Here is a 19247-nt window from a genome sequence, read left to right on the forward strand (position 1 = left end):
TTCTCTAACTCTTTCGGCTCTTCTGTTACTTTCGGTTCTTCCGGTTTTTCTTCTTTTATTTCTTCTGTTGTTTCTTCAACTTGCTCTTCTTCTGGTTTTACATGAATTTCCGGCTTCTCCGTAACTTCTGGCTTCTCTAACTCTTTCGGCTCTTCTGTTACTTTCGGTTCTTCCGGTTTTTCTTCTTTTATTTCTTCTGTTGTTTCTTCTTCAACTTTCTCTTCTTCTGGTTTTATATGAATTTCCGGTTTCTCCGTAACTTCTGGCTTCTCTAACTCTTTCGGCTCTTCTGTTACTTTCGGTTCTTCTGGGTTAGTTGGAGCTTCCAGTTCTTCTACCGATTCTTCTTTACCTTGTTCTTCCACTTCTGTTACTTCGTGGATTTTTATATTTGTAAGATCATATCCGTTAACTTTCGATTGATATCCTGATACTGGTTGTTCTTTCACTTCATACGTATGAGCTTTTCCTTCACTATCAACTGCTGGTAACTTTCCAAACTCATATTTCCAATCATTTTCTGCCGTAACTTCTTTCGTTGCAATGACTTTACCATTTTGCAGTAAATCTACTTTAATCGTTTTCGGGCGATCGTTTACTTTATCGCCTTCCCACGTTTTCGTTCCTGCAACAGATGTAGTTTTTAACTTATTTGGAACCATAAGTTTTATTCCATTTGTAGCATCCGTCTTAATTGTGAAAGGAATTTTCGCTTGTGAATCAAACTCTACATAGTTCGGAGCAGAAATTTCCTGTACGTAATAATTACCTGGAGCAAGGTTTGGTGCTTCAACTATTCCGTCTCGATTTGTTGTATAGGAATCACCAATTTGCTGTCCTGACTCTGTAAACAATTTAAAAGAAACACCTGGAATAAACTTCTTCTCGTCTCCTTCAATATGTTTTACAATTTGCAGCGTTCCTTTCGCAGGTAAAACCCCTTCAGCTTCTCCACCAAATGATATATTTTCAACCTTTACACTATTAGATTCAGTACTAGGTTTCTCATATAAAATTTGATAATCAAGCTTGTAGTCATTCTGTAGATGTTTCAACTTTTTCCCACTATCAGTAATCGTTGATGTATAGAAAATGGTAAACGACGTAGCGTTCGCCATATGTCTATAAATTACTACTTCAAATGAGTTATCACTAGTGAGCTTAATATATCCATAACCTCGGTCTTGAAATTGTTTAAGAGATAAATACTCTTTATTATTGATAGTAATAGTAAAACTATCTTTATTTAGCGTTTGTCCTTCTTGTAACGTATCTTTTAAAACGATGTTGTCATGTAAATATTGTTTCTTTAAATTTATATTTAAAAACCAACGCACTTCATTACTTTTGTCTGGCTGAATATCACCAGACTTATAGAAAAAGATCCCCGGTTCTGTACCCTCTCCTTTTGGATGCGTAATACTTACCATTTGTTTTTCTAAATCTGTCCCTAAATTCGTTTGTACATCTTTCGTCTTTCCGGCTTCAACATTCGTACCTTGAACAGTGAAATTAAAGTTCCCTCTAATATTTTCAAGCTTTTCTACCGTATCATTAAATGTACAAACTACATTATATGCATTAATCTGGCACGTACCAAAAATACGCCCTGAATCATCCTTTAATGGAATTGTGCCACTATAACCTTTTAATTCTGGCGGAAGTGCTAACGTTAATGTATCCCCAGACTTCATCTTCTTTCCAGGTTTTTCACTAAAGTCTACATGTATCGTGGTTTTTTCTCCATAATTTAATTTCGTCTTTTCAAATGCAAAACTATCAACAAATCCTGTCGTATTTAATTCTTGAGCATGCCCTATGATAGGCATAAAAACTTGTCCAATAAGAACAGTAAAAATAAAACAAATTACCGATATTCTTTTGAAATATGTACTCATAAACCCTCCATCTTTGGTTACTTCATTTTTCTACCCTAAATTACACTTTAAAATAAAGATTATTTGCAGCATCAAACTATCTTTACTTATCTTTTGGGCAGCCAACAATAAATATTAGTCCTTATAAAAGTGCATTACAAGACTGTTCATCCACCATTTAATTTGTTACTATTATAGTAGTAACCTTCCAAACTGAATGACCATTTTATTCATAAGGTCATCTGACGACTGACTATCTTTATCTTTTAAATATACTCCTCCAATACCTTTATTCCACTCACACTACAATTATATTACATCTATAAAATTCACCTAATTAAATTACTAAACCCTTATTTAAAGCGGGATATTTGCATTTACAATCAAAGCTTAATGCTACAAAAAAGTACTTTAACATAATAATAAAAGAGAATTTGACTAGAAGATAAATACCATTTTTTTAATTGTTTTTTAAAAATAAAGCTACCTTTTCGTATTAGAAAAGGTAGCTTTATCTGTATAGACGACTGTTCTACTCCTTATTGTTTTGCACCTTTCAACGACTCTCTCAGCACAAATTTTTGTAATTTCCCACTCGCATTACGAGGCAGTTCATCCACAAATAAATAATGACGTGGACGTTTATAATCCGCTAATTCATCACTTTCTTTACAATACGTTTCTAAATCAGCCTCTGTAATTGTTTCATCTTTCTTCACAACAACTGCCACAACACGTTCTCCCCATAATTCATCTGGCTCACCAAGCACCGCAACATCTAATATACCAGGATGGCTATGAAGGAAATCTTCAATTTCACGTGGATAAATATTAACGCCTCCGCTAATTACCATATCATCCACGCGATCTGCGACGAATAAATAGCCGTCTTTATCGAAGTAACCTAAATCACCAGAGTGATACCACCCTTTATACATCGATTTTGCATTTGCCTCTTCTCGGTTATGATAACCAGCCATCATAGTTGGACCACGTAAAATAATCTCCCCTACTTCATAAGGAGGCAATACATCATCTGGTTCTGCTGGTACATCTTCATTCGGTTTCACAATTCGAATTTCATGACTAAAGCACGGTGTTCCTGCTGAACCTGCTTTCGTAATTTGATCCTCTTCTACGAGAAACGCAACAACAGGTCCCATTTCTGTCATTCCATAAATTTGTACAAGATCAATATAAAGACGTTCTTTACATTCCTTCACTAACGCTGGAGCCATCGCAGCCCCGCCATATATACCAATCTTCATCGAAGTTAAATCGTACTTCGTTAAATCTTTTTGCAACAGCATATTCCACATCGTCGGCGCTGCAAAAAACGTCGTAATCTTCTCTTCTTGAATTGTATGTAATACTGTTTCTGTATCAAAATGATGTAAAATAACATTCTTTCCACCAACTTGAATGCGCGGTATAATTCCAGCATTCAACTCACCGCAATGATATAACGGTGCTACAACAAGCCCAATACTATCTCGATTATATTTTAGGAAATACGTACAAATCATACTATGCTCAGCCATTTCGCGATGACGATGTAATACACCTTTCGGATGACCTGTCGTACCGCTCGTATACAGCATAGAACAATAATCCATTTCATCAATTTCGATATCTATTTTTTCAGAAGATGCCGCATTTACTTTTTCATGGTAGGAACTAGCATAAGAAGGTGTATCGTCTTCTACATACCAAAAAGACGAATTCGGAAAATCTCGTTCAACGATAGCCACGGTTGGCTCAACTGCTTTTTCAAAAACAACTACTTTCGAGGATGCGTCCTGGAGAATATAAGATACTTCTTTTGCTTTTAAGCGGAAATTGATCGGGTTAAAGATCGCTCCAATTTTTGCACAGGCTAAGTAAACGTTTACAAATTCACGGCAATTATATAAGTAAACAGATACAGTATCGCCCTTTCTTACCCCTTCTTCTAATAGAGCATGCGCCGTTTTATTTATTTGCTCATCCCACTGTTTATACGTCCAGCGAATATTTTTTTCTGGTTCCACTAATGCCTCTTTATTCGGATACTTACCAACAGATAAATCGAAAATTCTCCCTATCGTCATGTACATGCCAACAATTTCCCCCTTTTCTCTTTCATAAATCTATCATTTCGTCCATAAGTAGACATTGTCCTTTAATGATTTGACTAATTTTTCTGATTATTATCGACATAGTTTTACAAACAGTTCCGCTTTTGGCGATAAGTGAAATTATATCGGCGATTTTCCGGATATATCGGCGCAACTTGAATTATATCAGCGATTTTTCAAATATATCGACTTACCGACAAAAACTGACAATAGAAAAAGAGGTTATTCCGACTCGGAATAACCTCTTTCTTTTTATGCAAATAGCTCTTCTAAAATTTTCAGTTTGTCTTCTGTATATTTTACGAAGCCATCGTTATATGATTTTGGATCTTTCGGATTCGCAAAGTGCGTAATTGCTCCCGTTTTCGGGTGAACAAATTTACTTGATGCACCACAACCAAGTCCGATAATTGATTGTACTTCTTCCATAATGACAATGTTGTAAATACTTTCTTGCGTCGGCATTGCATAACCAACGTTCTCTAAATTACCTAAAATATTCTTTTGACGATATAGGTAATATGGTACGTAATTATGCTTTTGCGTCCACTCTTCTGCTTCGTGCATCATCGCTGTAATTTCTTCACGACCTGCTACTTTATATTTACGTTTGTTTTGCGTCATTTCAGAAGCACGTTTAAATGATAACGTATGAACTGTTAATGATTCTGGCATTAACTTTTCTGTTTCATCTAACGTGTGCTTGAAAATATCTAACCCTTCACCAGGAAGACCAATAATTAAATCCATATTAATATTGTTCATTCCCATTTCACGAGCTAAATGATACTTCTCAATTGTTTCTTCTACAGTATGATGACGTCCAATTGCTTTTAATGTTTCTTGGTGGTATGACTGCGGATTAATACTAATACGGTCAATGTTCCATTTATTTAACACTTCTAGCTTCGCTGGCGTAATTGTATCTGGGCGACCTGCCTCAACTGTTACTTCACGCACATTTTTCACATCTGGGAACGCTTCATACATTTCTTCATACAGCATATCCATCTCTTCTGCTGTAATACTTGTCGGTGTACCGCCGCCGTAATAAATCGTCGTAACTTTTACACCTTTTTCTTTTAAAAACTTACCAATTTCACGAACTTCATAATGTAAACCACCTAAGAATGAATCAACAGAGCCTTGGCGTCCGTTAATTGCATACGCCGGGAATGTACAATATGCACATTTTGTTGGGCAGAATGGAATACCGATATAAATACTTACTTCCTCTTTCAAACGATATAAATCCGGAACTACCGCTAATTGACAATCAACGATACGCTGAAGAAGTTCAATTTTCTCTTCATGAATTAAATAGCTTTCACGAAGTTCTTGATGCGCTTCTTCTTTTGACATACCATTTTGAAGCATTTTATGAAGAAGTTTCGTTGGACGAACTCCAGTTAAAATACCCCAGCTTTGTTCCATACCAGTTAACTGCTGAAGAACAGAAAGATATACATAAGAAACAACGTGCTTCACTTGCTTCATACGCTCTTTTTCATCTGTAAAAGCAGATAAATCTTTTGCGAATGTTTCTTCATACACATTTCCAGTCGCAACATCTGTTAAACGAGCTGATGCTTTCACATTCTCTTCAATGTGTATATCAACGATAAGATTTGCTTCCTCTTGTTCAAATCCAATCGTACTATCTTCAAAAAATAAGCCGCCAATATTTTGTAGCGGACGTAAAAAACGATCATCTTGTAACGTTTTAATTGAAATTAACAACATTATCACCTTTTCATTTGCAAACTCTCTTTAGTTTACTTGAAGGGCGTTTGCAGGTCAATACAGAAGGTTTTACCTTATCTTCTTTCGTTATCCCCTTATCCTATACATGCATCAGCCCAAACGGTATGAAAAAGATAGCAAAACAAAAAAACGTAGCCAAAAAGCTACGTTTTTCTTTCATCATTGCGGTGTATTTTTATGATTCTTCAAAAACGGAAGCGGGAATTGCTTACGGAAATGTTCTTTAATCATATACTCTACACCGTTCTCACTATTTGAACGTGTAATCCAATCGGCTGCTTGCTTTAATTCTATAGGCGCGTTCCCCATCGCTACACCAAGCCCTACATTTTCAATTACTTCTAGATCTTCTAAACTATCTCCAATCGCAACCATTTCGTTTAGCGAAATATTTAAATGCTCTCCAAGCAATTGTAATCCACGTAATTTTGATACATTTTGTGGCAAAATTTCTATTCGTTTTGAATCGCACTCAACATACTCTACATCTTGAAACGCTTTTCTTAATGTATTAAGCCCTCGTTCTTTTTCACCTTTCGTTTGGAAAAGAACATCAATTTTTGGTGCCGCTACTGGATGATCACGAAGCGCATCACCTAATGAATCTACAAATTGAACTGGATAAAATAACGGATCTGCACTCGATAACACAGTACGTGCAATTAAGTTTGGTGTATTTCTCTCACGATTTCCGATTGAAAACCGTTCATGAGAAATGCGGACGTTACAGTCAAAATGCTCTAATACTTGCACAATGTTAAACGTCTTCTCTTCCGATAATCTTCTTTGAACATAAGGCTTATCTAACGTCGCTGAAACGAAAGCACCGCCGTGTGTCACTAATATAGAATCTAATTTTAACGCCTTTGCTACTTTATGAGCGGACTGAAAATTACGGCTCGTAAATAATGTAACGTATACGTCTTTTCTTTTCACAAATTCAATTGTTTCTCTTAATCCTTTTGCAATTTTTCCGTTGTTGTATAGTAGTGTCCCATCTATGTTAAGAGCTAGTAAGCGATAAATCATGTCGCACTCCCCCTCTTCGCTGTTGTACTCTATCCATAATTTATGAAATAAATGTAGCAAATAGAACGAGTTAGAATTTCTACTAAAAATTTGGTTTACTATATACATATACACTCAGTAAAGGAGATAGTACAATGCAAGCACCTCCTTCCTTTTATGAAGGCGATACGTTAGAAGTCGCAAAAAAATTACTCGGACAGAAACTTGTTCATATTGTAGATGGAATAAAGCGAAGTGGAATCATTGTTGAAGTAGAAGCATACAAAGGTCCCGATGATAAGGCCGCACATAGTTACGGCGGCAGACGGACTGATCGTACAGAAGTCATGTTTGGTGCGCCAGGACATGCTTACGTATATTTAATTTACGGTATGTACCATTGTTTTAACGTCATTACAGCACCAGTGGGCACCCCGCAAGGTGTTCTCATTCGAGCCCTTGAGCCGGTAGATGGAATAGAAGAAATAAAACTAGCGCGCTATAACAAAACTGACATTACAAAGGCGCAGTATAAAAATTTAACGAACGGCCCTGGCAAACTATGCCGTGCACTCGGAATTACTTTAGAAGAACGAGGCGTATCATTGCAAAGTGACACATTACATATTGAACTCGTCCCCGAAGAAGAACACATATCATCACAATATAAAATAACAGCAGGACCTCGAATTAACATCGACTATGCAGAAGAAGCTGTACATTATCCGTGGCGTTTTTATTATGAGGGGCATCCGTTTGTTTCAAAGAAATAAATAATATCAACGATTTGACAAGAAATATCGACCTACCGACAAATAAAAGAAGACTGTTCCACAATGGAACAGTCTCTCCTTTTTACTCCGCACCTTCCGCAGTCGCAATATTATCCTCTAAGTTTTCTCTCGATAATTCAGCCGCCATAAAATCAGCTGTTTCTGGAAGTGCTAAATGCATATGAGCTTTTTGACAAATTTGGATCGTACAGTTTTCAACAACATAGTCGAAAACATGTCCGCCTCCGCTTCTTTCATCATCAATATAATGTAAATGGAAACCAGCTACACCAATGCCTTGCGCATAATCTGGTGTCCAAAATCCAGCAAGCGTACCTTCTGTATTTTTAAAGGAAAAGATTGGTTGTGATTTCGTCACTTCAACGAGCGGTGTATACGGTTTTTCTTGTTTTGGAACAGTTCTCGTTCTTACTTCGCGGAATGTACCATCCATTCGAATACCGTAAAATAAGTTTTTACTCGGCATTAATTCATGTAATAATGCTTCTACTTCTTCACGATTCATCGGACGCTCTATCGTATAACTCATTTCTTTTTCAAAAAACGTTACAGTCGCAAACGGTGTTGTTTCTTCTGGCTCTACTTTTTCTGCTGAACCGTCTGAACGTAAATGATAAAATTCGTTATCAAACGCAATCATTTCACCATCTAATTGATCAAATGTGCCGATGCCGAAATCACCACGTTCTTTTAGTTCCTCAAAGCTAATCACACCATCATATATACCATCTAATAGCGCAAGCATTGTAGATGTTTGATATACTTCGTTACTCATTTTCGTTCTTTTTGCATCAATATCGATTAATTGCGCAACCGTCATCTCAAATCTGCCTCCATTAGTTTAATTGATTTGGTAATAATTTTTCGCTTAATTTAATGTTATCACGGTAATCGATTGGAATATCAATAATGACAGGGCCGTCTGCTGCTAGTGCTTCTTTTAATACACCTTCTAATTCATCAGGCGTGTTAACACGAAGACCTAACGCCCCGAAACTTTCCGCATATTTCACAAGATCAACATCCCCAAACTCTGTAGCTGATGTTCTGCCGTATTTCATCATTTGTTGGAATGCAACCATATCATATGTGCCGTCTCTCCAAACAAGATGGACGATTGGAGAATTTAAACGTACCGCCGTTTCTAACTCCATCGCTGAGAATAAGAAACCACCGTCACCTGATACGGAAACTACTTTTTTACCTGGTTCTACTAAAGTAGCTGCAATTGCCCAAGGAAGTGCAACACCTAACGTCTGCATACCGTTACTAAATAATAATCTACGTGGTTCATAAGAACGGAAACATCTCGCCATCCAAATAGAATGGGAACCGATGTCACATGTAACGGTTGTGTCGTCACTAATTAAAGAACGAAGTGTACGAATGACTTGAAGTGGATGCGTAACACCTTCTGAAGGACGATTTGGAATTTCTGCTTGTTCTGATAATTTCTCGCGTAATTGTTCTAACACCGCTTCTGATTTCGTACTTAATACAAGTTTCGGTAATTTCTCCGCGATGCTATTTACAGTTAAAGCGATATCACCAATTAATTCACGCTCTGGTTGGTAATCATGGTCGATATCTGCTTGATGGTCATCAAGATGAATAATCGTTCTGTCTCCAAGTTTATTCCAGAATTTCGGATCATACTCAATTGGGTCATAACCGATAGAAATAACAAGGTCTGCTTCTTCTAGTAAAATATCACCTGGTTGGTTACGGAATAGTCCAACGCGGCCGAAGAAATGATCTTCTAACTCACGTGAAATCGCACCAGCTGCTTGATATGTTTCAACGACAGGAAGTTCTGTATCCGCAATTAATTCACGAACGGCTTTCGTCACTTCATTTGTGCTTGCTCTCATACCGAGTAAAATAACCGGTAATTTCGCTGCTTTTATTTTTTCTACTACGTATGTAATATCATGTGTGGGAGCGATTCCAAGCTGTGGCTTAGAAAGCGCACCGATAGACTCTACAGTCGTTTCCGCAGTCATAACGTCTTGCGGCAGACTGACTAAAGTAGCACCTGGATTTGTAGAAGTCGCACTTCGGAATGCATTTGATAATGCTTCTGGCACATTATCAGGATGCTCTACTTCTACGCTATATTTTGTGATTGGTTCGAATAGTGCAGCATTATCCATAGATTGGTGCGTACGTTTTAATCGATCTGTACGCGGAACTGCACCAGCTAAAGCAACAACGGGATCACTCTCCGCATTCGCAGTAACAAGACCTGTCGCTAAATTTGATGTCCCTGGTCCTGAAGTTACAAGACATACGCCCGGTTTTCCTGTTAATCTACCAATCGCAGCTGCCATAAATGCTGCATTTTGTTCATGACGACAAACAATTAACTCTGGTCCTCTTTCTTGCAGTACATCAAATACAGAGTCAATCTTTGCTCCTGGAATACCGAAAACATGTGTAACACCTTGTTTAATTAAACAATCAACAACAAGATCTGCTCCTTTTGTTTTTGTCTTCACGTCGTTTGCTTTTACACCTGTACTCAAACTAATCATTCCTTTGTTTCATAATTTGTGTAATAAAGATTTTGAATTTCACCTGGTTAATTAATGTGGTGAAGTATTATTTATCATTATATTACAAATGCATTATTTTTCCAACAATATGAATTTGACATTATTTTGACAAACAATAAGGAATACGCTTACAAACCTTTGTTTATCTTAAAATAATATTTTTATATCTCCTCGAAAAAAGCTGAAAAAACCTCCATATCATCACAGTATTAAAAAAATATCAGTACCTTGCAAAGAATAATACTAAATGATATATTTGTAAATAATGGAATACCCATTAATTGTAATTCAGAGCCCCCTTTTCAAAAGATACGATTCTCAGCTTTCATTCATCATTCTATAAAGGAAAGTGATTATTATGAACAAAAGTGAATTTTTAGAACAACTTAGTTCTTCCCTGCGGAATATGCCTAATGAAGAAAAGAAAGATATTATTTTAGAGTACGAAACTCATTTTATTAGTGGTAAACAAGACGGAAAATGTGAAGAAGAAATTGCTAGAAAACTAGGAAACCCTAAAACGATCGCGAAAGAATTGAATGTTTCCTATGCAATAAGCAATGCTGACAAGAAACGCAGCTTCAAAAATATGATAACTGCACTATTTTCTGTTATGAGCTTAAGTGTTTTAAACTTTGCCTTTATCTTTATCGCCTTTTTCATATTACTCTTTTTATTACCGATTATTCTAGCGCTTATCATTGCCACTCCAGTATTAATCATTTCACCTATTTTATTAATAGGGTTAGGATTTTTTAAAGGGTTTCATCAAATTAGTTACTCCGATGTTTATAATGTGTTTATCGCTTTTTGCGTCGGTTTACTCATATCCGTCATAAGTTATCAAATGATCAAACATCTATATGCACTTTTAGTAAAGTATTTGAAATGGAATATAGCTATTTTACAAAGACACTAATGAATAAAAAAGGAGATTAAAATGAAGAAATATACTTTATATTCACTCATGCTACTTACAGTTTTATTTCTATCAGCTTGTTCAAACAGTGCAGAACCTAAGGAAGAAAACGATGTACAATCTATTAAAGATGTTACGGTTAAAATTCCGGAAACTATATTCACTTCCTCAAAAAAGAATGAAACTATTAATGAAGATGAAATGAGAAAAAATATAAAAGATTATATAGATTATAGCTGGGAGTTATCTGAAAACATCATTCCACTTGCCTCAACAACTCCTGATAAGAATTTCACTGATTCCGATCGAAAAAAATTACAAAAACTAATCGATCTAGCGAAACAAAACGATATGAATTTCCATGAGTTTATTAGTAATAATAATTTACCTACTGATTATAAAAAACCTTCAAAAGAAATCTATGAATTTATGTCATCATCTACGGCTATTTTCGTAGAACTAGATCAAGAATTAAACAAACTCGCCCAAGATGGTAACTTATTCAAAGCCGATTTTTCTTTTACGAAGCACCTTGAGAAAGCTAATGGACGGAAGCAAAAAGAGATTGAAAAGTTTTTAAACGAAAAAAACATTAAAACTTCAATTAACAGCAATAAAAAGAATTAACGGATGTACTACATACCACTTTCAAAATAGCTATTTTGAAAGTGAGGTTTTGTGGTCTAACTATCAAATTCCCTAAACAAAAAAGACGCCCCTATACAGGGGCGTCTTCCACTATTACGCTTGTTGTTGCGCGCTATATAACTCTTCAAGTGGCTTCATGATAATTTTGTTAACGTCGCCGATTACAACGTTTAGGCGTTGCTCAGTTTCCATTAACTTTGTAATTTTAGCATCTTGTTGAATGCGAGCTACAACTTCTTGTGCTTTTTGGTTATCTTCTTCAGTAATTTCTTGACCTTGCATCATTTTTTGTTGTAGGCTAAGTTGCATTGTACGGAACTCATCGAATAAGTTCTTTGAAGCAGCATCAGCTTGAACTGCTGCGTAGCTCTCTTTTAACGTTTTGAAGTCATCGTTTTCAGCGATTGCTTTTTGTAATTCATATGCTACATCATGAATGTTTTTTGTCATTTTATTTTTCCTCCTTTAGAAGGCTAGCGCTTATCATACGCACTGCCTTTTACGTGCATTTACATACGCACCTCTTCTTACCATATCAAACTATGCAAGAGATGTGAAGAAATTTCACTTTTATTTGTATGTACATATCTTATTATTTAAGAAACAACAGTAATAATCCTTGCACAATTCCAATCATACCGCCTAATAAGGCACCTAAATACGTAATCATTTTTAGTTCATTTTTTGTAATGGACAGCACTAAATCTTCTAGTCTCTCCGTTGAAAATGTAGATACCTCTTGCTGGACAATTTCCGCAAGATGTAGATTGTTTAGAATGCTATCTACGTTTTCCGTCCCCCACTTCAAGCCTTTCGTTACTGCACTCGGGACTACCTTTTCTATCATTGTTTCTCGAACCGGTTCACATACTTGCTGCACAGATTGATTTAAAAACTTACTCACTGTTTCCTCAACTTTAACTGCAGACAATATGGAGCTTACAATCATTTCTTTTTCTACAAACGTTTCTACTTCTTTTACATCTCTTCCTTTTAACTTCTCCCACTCTTTTTGCAGTACATCAGTTAAAAGCTGCTTTGTGCCATCTTGCCCTAAAAACTTAATGACTTCTGGCTGCACACGATCCACTACACTTACATTCCCTAAAAACATTCCGACTAAATTAAGCAATGTCCCGCGAGAAGCAAAGAAATCATCAATCATTTTTGAAAGACGTGTTTTCCCTTCTTCACTCTCAAAAAACTGAGTTGCTCGCCCTAAAATAAATGCCGAAACATTTGGAATCGCACTCTCTATTTTCTCGTGAACAGAATGAGGTAAAGCTTGTTCCCATGTATATGTATAGTACTCTTCTAAAAATGCCTGAATCTTTTCTGTAATTACCTGTTCGATTTTCTCAGTTGCTTCTTTTTCTACATGCGCTACGTTCCATTTTTCTAACATATTTCGCAGTGATTGTTCATTCGTCATTACTTTATCCACTTCTACTTGTGCCCAGTGGATTAAACCTTTTTGAAACTCTTCATTCGTTAACTTCTTTCCGATTCCTTCCGGCGTTAACAAATGCTCTACAACCATTTTCCCTAATTGAACTGCAAGCTCATCGCGGCGCTTCGGAATTAAACCTGGTGTAAATGGAACTTGAAATTTCCCAATATAAATAGGACGGTGAGGACGAAATAACATTTTTATCGCTAAATGATTTGTAAATCCTCCAATAATTGCTCCGAGCCCTGTCGTCGTTAACATACTTAACCATATATTCATTACAATCAACCTTTCGCTTCTCCAAAACTATAGCATATCATCATACGGACAAAAGTATAATGGTATAAAAATGTATTTGCAATATATAGCTTCGCCTATTATGTCAACATTTTGTTAGTAAAGGAGTGATTTCGTTGGTTCTCGGTATTTTAACTTCTCAGCCTCATTATGAGCAAACGTATTACACCGAAATCGCTAAACGCGCTCGGCTTTATCATAATGTCGTTGCACAGTTTACGCCATTTTGTATTGATCCTAAAACAGATCTTATTTCTGGTCTGATTTATGATACAGATACAGGAAAATGGAAAGAGCAAACATTCCCTATTCCTTCTTATATATATGATCGTTCTTCTTTTAACGAGGAAACGGACTTCGACAAGGCAAAATCAATTATTCACTCACTACACAACCGTCCTTCCACTACCTTTTTAAATAACACACTCATTGACTTAAGCGAACTACATGATGTATTTCTCACGAATAAAAAATTATCACCTTATATACCAAAATTTGAAATAGCAACGATACACAACGTTTTCAAACTGTTATTAAAAACAAAAGATATTATTATACGTCCTACTAACGCACATTCCAATGAAAGTCTGTACCGGATCGTTTATAAAAATAAAACATTTCATATTGATACGATAAATGATGCCTATCATATTTCTACTCCCATTAAACGGACCGATGAATTTATTTCTTGGTACAAATCTAATATACGATCAGCACGTTACATCACCCATACAATGCTGCAACCACCAAATCAATTAACATACCCGCTCCATATTCGGACCATTTTACAAAAAAATAAAGAACAGAAGTGGAACGTTATCGGTCAGTTTATACAAAAAAGTTCATTTCCGAATCAACTTTTACTTTCGGTAACCGATGATTCCTCTCTGCATGCATTTTCAAAAATTAAATACGTACTATCTAGTACCGGTGTACAATTATTACAGGACGCTTTACAAGACATTATAAATGAAGTATTTCAAACATTAGATCAATCTTATTCTTCGTTATTCGAGCTAGAGCTTTCCACTATTATGGATCAAAAAGGGGCAATTTGGCTTATGTATGTCAACACGATTCCCCCGTACGAACATTACATCCGCCATAGTGATTCATTAGCCGAAAAAATATATCACGGACCATTACAATTTAGTCGCTTTACACCATAAAGAAAGGGGGTAAGTCTATTTTGAAAGAGCACATATATACATTAAATATTTCAGATGAGCATCCAAATAGTATTACTTTACCTTATATTTTTTCCATCACACCACCAATTACATCCCTTTCCTTCGGCCTACGCCATGTTGCAAGTGAAGAGGTAAAAATTCATTATTCCTTTACTCGCGAAATCATTATTGGAAAACAAATTGCAGAGAAACTTTTACTTCCTCATTCCACTACTATCCATGCATTCACACAAAACCAAACGATTATTTTCGGACCATTAATCGGGATTTTCACAACTGGTTTTAACGATGGCGCTTCTAATCCTTTAGGGAACCGTTCAATTTCTCTTGGCGAGTTACTAACGCCACCATTCACCTTACGACCATTTGTATTCGTTTTTGGTGTGCAACATATAGACTGGGAAGACGAAACAATTGAAGGGTATTTCTTTCAAGAGGAAAAGTGGATAAAGAAAAAAGTCCCTTTACCGAATGTCATTTACGATCGATTACCAAATCGGAAAGCCGAAAGTTATAAACCGATTGTAAGAGCAAAAAGAAAGTTAGAGCATGACTATGCGATTCCATGGTTTAATCCAGGTTTTTTTAATAAATGGGAAGTGCATCAACTTCTTATGAAAGATGAATCCATTATGCCGTTATTACCAAACACAGAAACATTTCAGCACTTCGAACAAGTGGAACGATTTCTCGGAACGTATAAATCCATTTACATGAAACCGATTCATGGTAGCTTCGGTAGAAACATTCATCAAATATTTTATTCCCAAACAGAGAATTGCTACTACTGTCGTTATCGCGAAAATGAAGAAAATAAACTAAGAAAGTACCAATCATTAGAAACGCTTCTGAACCATGTGTTAAAAGGACATGATTTAAAAAAGTTTATCGTACAACAAGGTATTTCCTTACTTCGCTTCGATGGGCAACCTGTTGATTTCCGCATTCATACAAATAAAAATCATTTCGGCCAATGGATGGTCAGTGCAATCGTGGCAAAAATTGCTGGCAAAGGTAGCTTAACAACGCATGTAAATAGTGGTGGCGATACGAAATTGTTGCAAGAACTTTTTCCAGATTCAACGAAACAAGTTCAAATTGAAAATAAGTTAAAACATACCGCCTTACAAATTAGTTATGCGCTCGATGAACAAGTAACCGGAAATATTGGAGAAATCGGTTTTGATATCGGTTTAGACACGCAGGAAAACCCGTGGCTCTTTGAAGCAAACTCTAAACCAGGGCGAACTGTATTCCAAGATGCCAAGTTAAAAGAACAGAGTGAACTAACGCGCCAATTATTTTACGAATATGCCATCTACTTAACTGAACATTCTTTGCGCGATACAAAAGAAAAAATGTCTCAAATAAAATCAGAGACTTCCTCAAACAACGAGCATATCCCGTCCCCTATGATTCACTCACAAATACAAAAACAAAAACTTCCACCTCATTCATAAGGTGGAAGTTTTCTATTTACACAAGTTTTACGACAACCTCTGTTTCCACGTTACATACTCCGCAATAAAAAATATGATTGCAATATTCATTTGAATTATTATGTGTTAATCCATCTACTGCACTCAATAATTCTTGGTCCATATACGCACTATAATCGTCTATGTAATCTACAGCCTTCCCATAATCTTGGAGTATACTTTGGCAATTTTGACAAGAATATGTTTGTGATTCTAATGCGTTACAAAGCGGACAAATTCCCATCACGATTCCTCCATATAATTGGATCTAGCTACGTATAGGAGCAGCTTGCCCCATTCTTACTTACATTCTCCTCAAAATAGCAGGATACAAAAAGAAAAATATATTTCATATCGCTCTTAGTTTTACCTTCTTTCTAAAAAATAAAACGATTACTCTTATTTCATAATTTACGAAATCACTAAGATTTTTTTACAAAATTTACAAATTATTATTTCGTATATCTTTCTAGGTAACATCCATACTATGAGTACAAACTTAATTACCGATGGATTAGCGCCAAACGGGGCGATAATCTGGTTCAACTCCAGCTAGTCCAACCAAAAAAATTTTTATAACTCTAAGGAGGATATATTCCTATGGCAAACCAAAATTCTTCAAATCAATTAGTAGTACCAGGAGCAACAGCTGCAATCGACCAAATGAAGTACGAAATCGCTCAAGAATTTGGTGTACAATTAGGAGCAGATTCTACGGCTCGTGCTAACGGTTCTGTTGGTGGCGAAATTACAAAACGTCTAGTTGCAATGGCTGAGCAAAGCCTTGGCGGATTCCACAAATAAATATATATGGCAAAAAGGTCTCAAGGCATATGCCTTGAGACCTTCCTTCATTTATTGCAACATTTGTAAAAACTTCTTCGTACGTTCTTCTTTTGGATTTGTAAATACTTCTTCTGGTGTACCTTGTTCGACAACGACACCGCCATCCATGAAAATAACGCGGTTTGCAATTTGATGTGCAAAGCGCATTTCGTGCGTTACAATGACCATCGTCATGCCTTCTTTAGCAAGTTCTTTCATTACTTTCAGAACTTCTTGAACGAGTTCAGGATCAAGTGCTGACGTCGGCTCATCAAATAGTAACACTTCCGGCTCCATCGCAAGCGCGCGAGCAATTCCAACGCGCTGTTGTTGTCCGCCTGATAGTTGGAACGGATATAAGTCTACTTTATCCGCAAGACCAACTTTTTCAAGGAAATAGTTTGCTTTTTTCTTCGCTTCTTCTTTCCCCATCTTTTTCACTGTAACGAGCCCTTCCATTACATTTTGAAGTGCTGTTAAATGCGGGAATAGATTATGGTGCTGGAATACCATACCTGTTTGCGTACGAAGATTAACAATATCTTTCTTCGTTACTTTTTGAGAGAAGTCGAGTTCTTTATTACCGATACGAATATGACCAGCGTTTGGCGTTTCTAACACGTTAAGACAACGTAAGAATGTCGTTTTACCAGATCCAGACGGTCCGATAATAACAACAACTTCGCCCTTCTCAACTGTTAAATCTATATGCTTTAGTACGGTATTATCTCCGAAACTTTTTTGTAAGTGCTGAATTGAAATCATAAAAACAAAAACTCCTTTTGTAAAAGGATTATTTTAATGTGTAGCGTTCTGAACGCTTTTCTAACATCTGTTGTACGATTGATAATAAGAAACAAATAACCCAATAAATAAGACCTGCTTCGAAATAAACAATTAAAAACTCATAGTTCATTGCCGCAATTTCCTGCGCTTTTCGGAACATTTCTGTTACTAAAATTAACGATGCTAATGAAGTATCCTTCACTAAGCTAATAAATGTATTCGAAAGCGGCGGGATTGATACGCGCGTCGCTTGCGGTAAAATAACACGTTTTAACGCTTGTGGGTACGTCATCCCAATTGTGTAAGCTGCTTCCCACTGCCCTTTCGGAATGGAAAGGATCGAAGCACGAATAATTTCAGATGCATACGCACCAACATTTAATGAAAATCCAACAACTGCTGCTGTATATGGCTCAACTTCAATATTAAGAGTTGGAAGACCATAGAAAATAATAAATAACTGTACAAGAAGTGGCGTTCCGCGAATGATAGATACATAGATACGAGCAATCCATTGTAAAATACGACTACCTGAAATACGTGCAAGCGCCGTTAACGTCGCAAGTATAAGGCCGATAATAAATGTAATTAGCGTTAATGGAATTGTCGTAAAAACAGCTTCCTTCAGCATAGGCATGAAGGAAGACTGCATAATATCCATCCAAGTAGACAATCGATCTGAAACTAATGCACTACTTAGATACATTTTCACCGAACCATTTTTTCGCTATTTTGTCATACGTACCATCTTTTTTCATATCTTCTAACGCTTTATCTACTTCTTGTACAAGCTTAGTGCTACCTTTACGGAATAAAAATCCACTTTCTGAAGCTTCTTTTTCTGTATCTACAATTTTAATTTTTGCATCTTTTTTCGTTTCTAAATAGTTTAACACTGATAATTTATCATTAATTGTAAAATCCACGCGTCCTGAAGCTAATAATTCTGCCGCTTGGCTAAATCCTTCTACACCAACGATTTCCGCACCATTTTTCTTAGCAATATCTGCATAGTTACTTGTTAAAGATTGTGCTCCTTTTAATCCTTTTACATCAGCAAATGTAGCAGGTTTATCTTTATCTTTTGCAATAACTAATGCCGCTGAAGATGAAACATACGGTTTAGAGAAGTCATATTTCTTTTGACGGTCTTCACGAATACCAACTTCGTTTGCAACCATATCGAAACGCTTTGCATCTAAACCAGCAAGTAAGCTATCCCATTGCGTTTCTTTAAATACAGGTTTTACGCCTAAACGTTTTGCAACTTCTTCTGCTAATTCAACGTCAAATCCAGTTAATTTATTACTTGAATCGTGGAACGTAAATGGTGGATATGTACCTTCTGTACCAATTACAAGTTCACCGCTTTGTTTAATCTTTTGTAACGCGTCTTGACTAGCTGTATCTTTTTTTTCTTCTTTACCGCAGCCCGCTACAATCCCGATCGCTAATGTAGTTACTGCAAGTACTGAAAATAATTTTTTCATGATGATAATCCTCCAAGTATTCTGATAGGAATTTAAAAACTATATTGAT

Annotated in this window: 18 protein-coding genes; 6 read left to right on the forward strand and 12 right to left on the reverse strand. The window is 36.2% G+C overall.

Features of this window, described 5'->3' with window-relative positions:
* The 4 genes from PDQ68_RS22000 to PDQ68_RS22015 all read right to left on the reverse strand — a co-directional run.
* Positions 1-1898: Cna B-type domain-containing protein (locus PDQ68_RS22000; protein WP_270786959.1), on the reverse strand; the 1898-nt coding region annotated here is incomplete at its 3' end.
* A 518-nt stretch (positions 1899-2416) separates the two neighbouring features.
* Entirely contained in the window at positions 2417-3973 is a 1557-nt protein-coding gene (locus tag PDQ68_RS22005) for a fatty acid--CoA ligase (protein ID WP_061183558.1), read from the reverse strand.
* Between the two features lie 273 nt (positions 3974-4246).
* Positions 4247-5737, reverse strand: coding sequence for a coproporphyrinogen III oxidase (locus PDQ68_RS22010; protein WP_029141065.1), 1491 nt, complete (start codon positions 5735-5737; stop codon positions 4247-4249).
* Between the two features lie 180 nt (positions 5738-5917).
* Entirely contained in the window at positions 5918-6787 is an 870-nt protein-coding gene (locus tag PDQ68_RS22015; RefSeq protein ID WP_061183556.1) for a Cof-type HAD-IIB family hydrolase, read from the reverse strand.
* A gap of 134 nt (positions 6788-6921) precedes the next feature.
* Between PDQ68_RS22015 and PDQ68_RS22020 the strand changes: the two genes are divergently transcribed.
* Positions 6922-7539 (forward strand): DNA-3-methyladenine glycosylase, encoded by a 618-nt coding sequence (locus tag PDQ68_RS22020; protein WP_001148786.1) that lies wholly within the window; start codon positions 6922-6924, stop codon positions 7537-7539.
* Positions 7540-7621: 82 nt separating this feature from the next.
* Here the strand turns inward: PDQ68_RS22020 and alsD are convergent, their stop codons facing one another.
* Positions 7622-8380 carry an alpha-acetolactate decarboxylase gene (gene alsD / locus PDQ68_RS22025; RefSeq protein WP_016716583.1) on the reverse strand — a complete coding sequence of 253 codons (759 nt, stop codon included), beginning with the start codon at positions 8378-8380 and terminating at the stop codon, positions 7622-7624.
* 16 nt (positions 8381-8396) lie between these two features.
* A complete protein-coding gene (alsS, locus tag PDQ68_RS22030) occupies positions 8397-10085 on the reverse strand; it encodes an acetolactate synthase AlsS (RefSeq protein ID WP_016716582.1) in 1689 nt (562 codons plus the stop codon).
* Between the two features lie 388 nt (positions 10086-10473).
* Here alsS and PDQ68_RS22035 point away from each other — a divergent pair, with 388 nt between their 5' ends.
* Positions 10474-11034, forward strand: a complete 561-nt coding sequence (locus PDQ68_RS22035; protein ID WP_061183555.1) for a DUF1700 domain-containing protein — start codon at positions 10474-10476, stop codon at positions 11032-11034.
* Between the two features lie 21 nt (positions 11035-11055).
* Positions 11056-11661, forward strand: coding sequence for an NDxxF motif lipoprotein (locus tag PDQ68_RS22040; RefSeq protein WP_000760978.1), 606 nt, complete (start codon positions 11056-11058; stop codon positions 11659-11661).
* Between the two features lie 114 nt (positions 11662-11775).
* Here the strand turns inward: PDQ68_RS22040 and PDQ68_RS22045 are convergent, their stop codons facing one another.
* Together PDQ68_RS22045 and PDQ68_RS22050 are read right to left on the reverse strand one after the other, a co-directional pair.
* Positions 11776-12132, reverse strand: a complete 357-nt coding sequence (locus tag PDQ68_RS22045) for a YlbF/YmcA family competence regulator (RefSeq protein ID WP_061183554.1) — start codon at positions 12130-12132, stop codon at positions 11776-11778.
* A 142-nt stretch (positions 12133-12274) separates the two neighbouring features.
* Positions 12275-13411, reverse strand: coding sequence for a DUF445 domain-containing protein (locus PDQ68_RS22050; RefSeq protein WP_153016946.1), 1137 nt, complete (start codon positions 13409-13411; stop codon positions 12275-12277).
* A 134-nt stretch (positions 13412-13545) separates the two neighbouring features.
* Between PDQ68_RS22050 and PDQ68_RS22055 the strand changes: the two genes are divergently transcribed.
* Both PDQ68_RS22055 and PDQ68_RS22060 read left to right on the forward strand, forming a co-directional pair.
* Positions 13546-14598: a YheC/YheD family endospore coat-associated protein gene (locus tag PDQ68_RS22055; protein ID WP_061183552.1), complete on the forward strand. Its 1053-nt coding sequence runs from the start codon at positions 13546-13548 to the stop codon at positions 14596-14598.
* Positions 14599-14618: 20 nt separating this feature from the next.
* A complete protein-coding gene (locus tag PDQ68_RS22060; protein ID WP_016716577.1) occupies positions 14619-16079 on the forward strand; it encodes a YheC/YheD family endospore coat-associated protein in 1461 nt (486 codons plus the stop codon).
* 16 nt (positions 16080-16095) lie between these two features.
* Here the strand turns inward: PDQ68_RS22060 and PDQ68_RS22065 are convergent, their stop codons facing one another.
* A complete protein-coding gene (locus tag PDQ68_RS22065) occupies positions 16096-16341 on the reverse strand; it encodes a hypothetical protein (protein ID WP_000510468.1) in 246 nt (81 codons plus the stop codon).
* Between the two features lie 356 nt (positions 16342-16697).
* Here PDQ68_RS22065 and sasP point away from each other — a divergent pair, with 356 nt between their 5' ends.
* Positions 16698-16901 carry a small acid-soluble spore protein, SasP family gene (sasP, locus tag PDQ68_RS22070; RefSeq protein ID WP_000013338.1) on the forward strand — a complete coding sequence of 68 codons (204 nt, stop codon included), beginning with the start codon at positions 16698-16700 and terminating at the stop codon, positions 16899-16901.
* Positions 16902-16952: 51 nt separating this feature from the next.
* Here the strand turns inward: sasP and PDQ68_RS22075 are convergent, their stop codons facing one another.
* From PDQ68_RS22075 to PDQ68_RS22085, 3 genes are read right to left on the reverse strand one after another with little or no spacing between them, the layout of a single operon-like run.
* Positions 16953-17687, reverse strand: a complete 735-nt coding sequence (locus PDQ68_RS22075; protein WP_061183551.1) for an amino acid ABC transporter ATP-binding protein — start codon at positions 17685-17687, stop codon at positions 16953-16955.
* Positions 17688-17715: 28 nt separating this feature from the next.
* Positions 17716-18414 carry an amino acid ABC transporter permease gene (locus tag PDQ68_RS22080; protein WP_014893277.1) on the reverse strand — a complete coding sequence of 233 codons (699 nt, stop codon included), beginning with the start codon at positions 18412-18414 and terminating at the stop codon, positions 17716-17718.
* On the reverse strand, positions 18401-19198 hold the full coding sequence (locus PDQ68_RS22085) for an amino acid ABC transporter substrate-binding protein (protein ID WP_000732845.1): 798 nt from the start codon (positions 19196-19198) through the stop codon (positions 18401-18403). The genes PDQ68_RS22080 and PDQ68_RS22085 overlap by 14 nt, the downstream gene beginning before the upstream one ends.
* Between the last annotated feature and the right edge of the window lie 49 nt (positions 19199-19247).

The organism is Bacillus cereus group sp. Bc010, assembly GCF_027716745.1.
Taxonomy (GTDB): Bacteria; Bacillota; Bacilli; order Bacillales; family Bacillaceae_G; genus Bacillus_A; species Bacillus_A pacificus.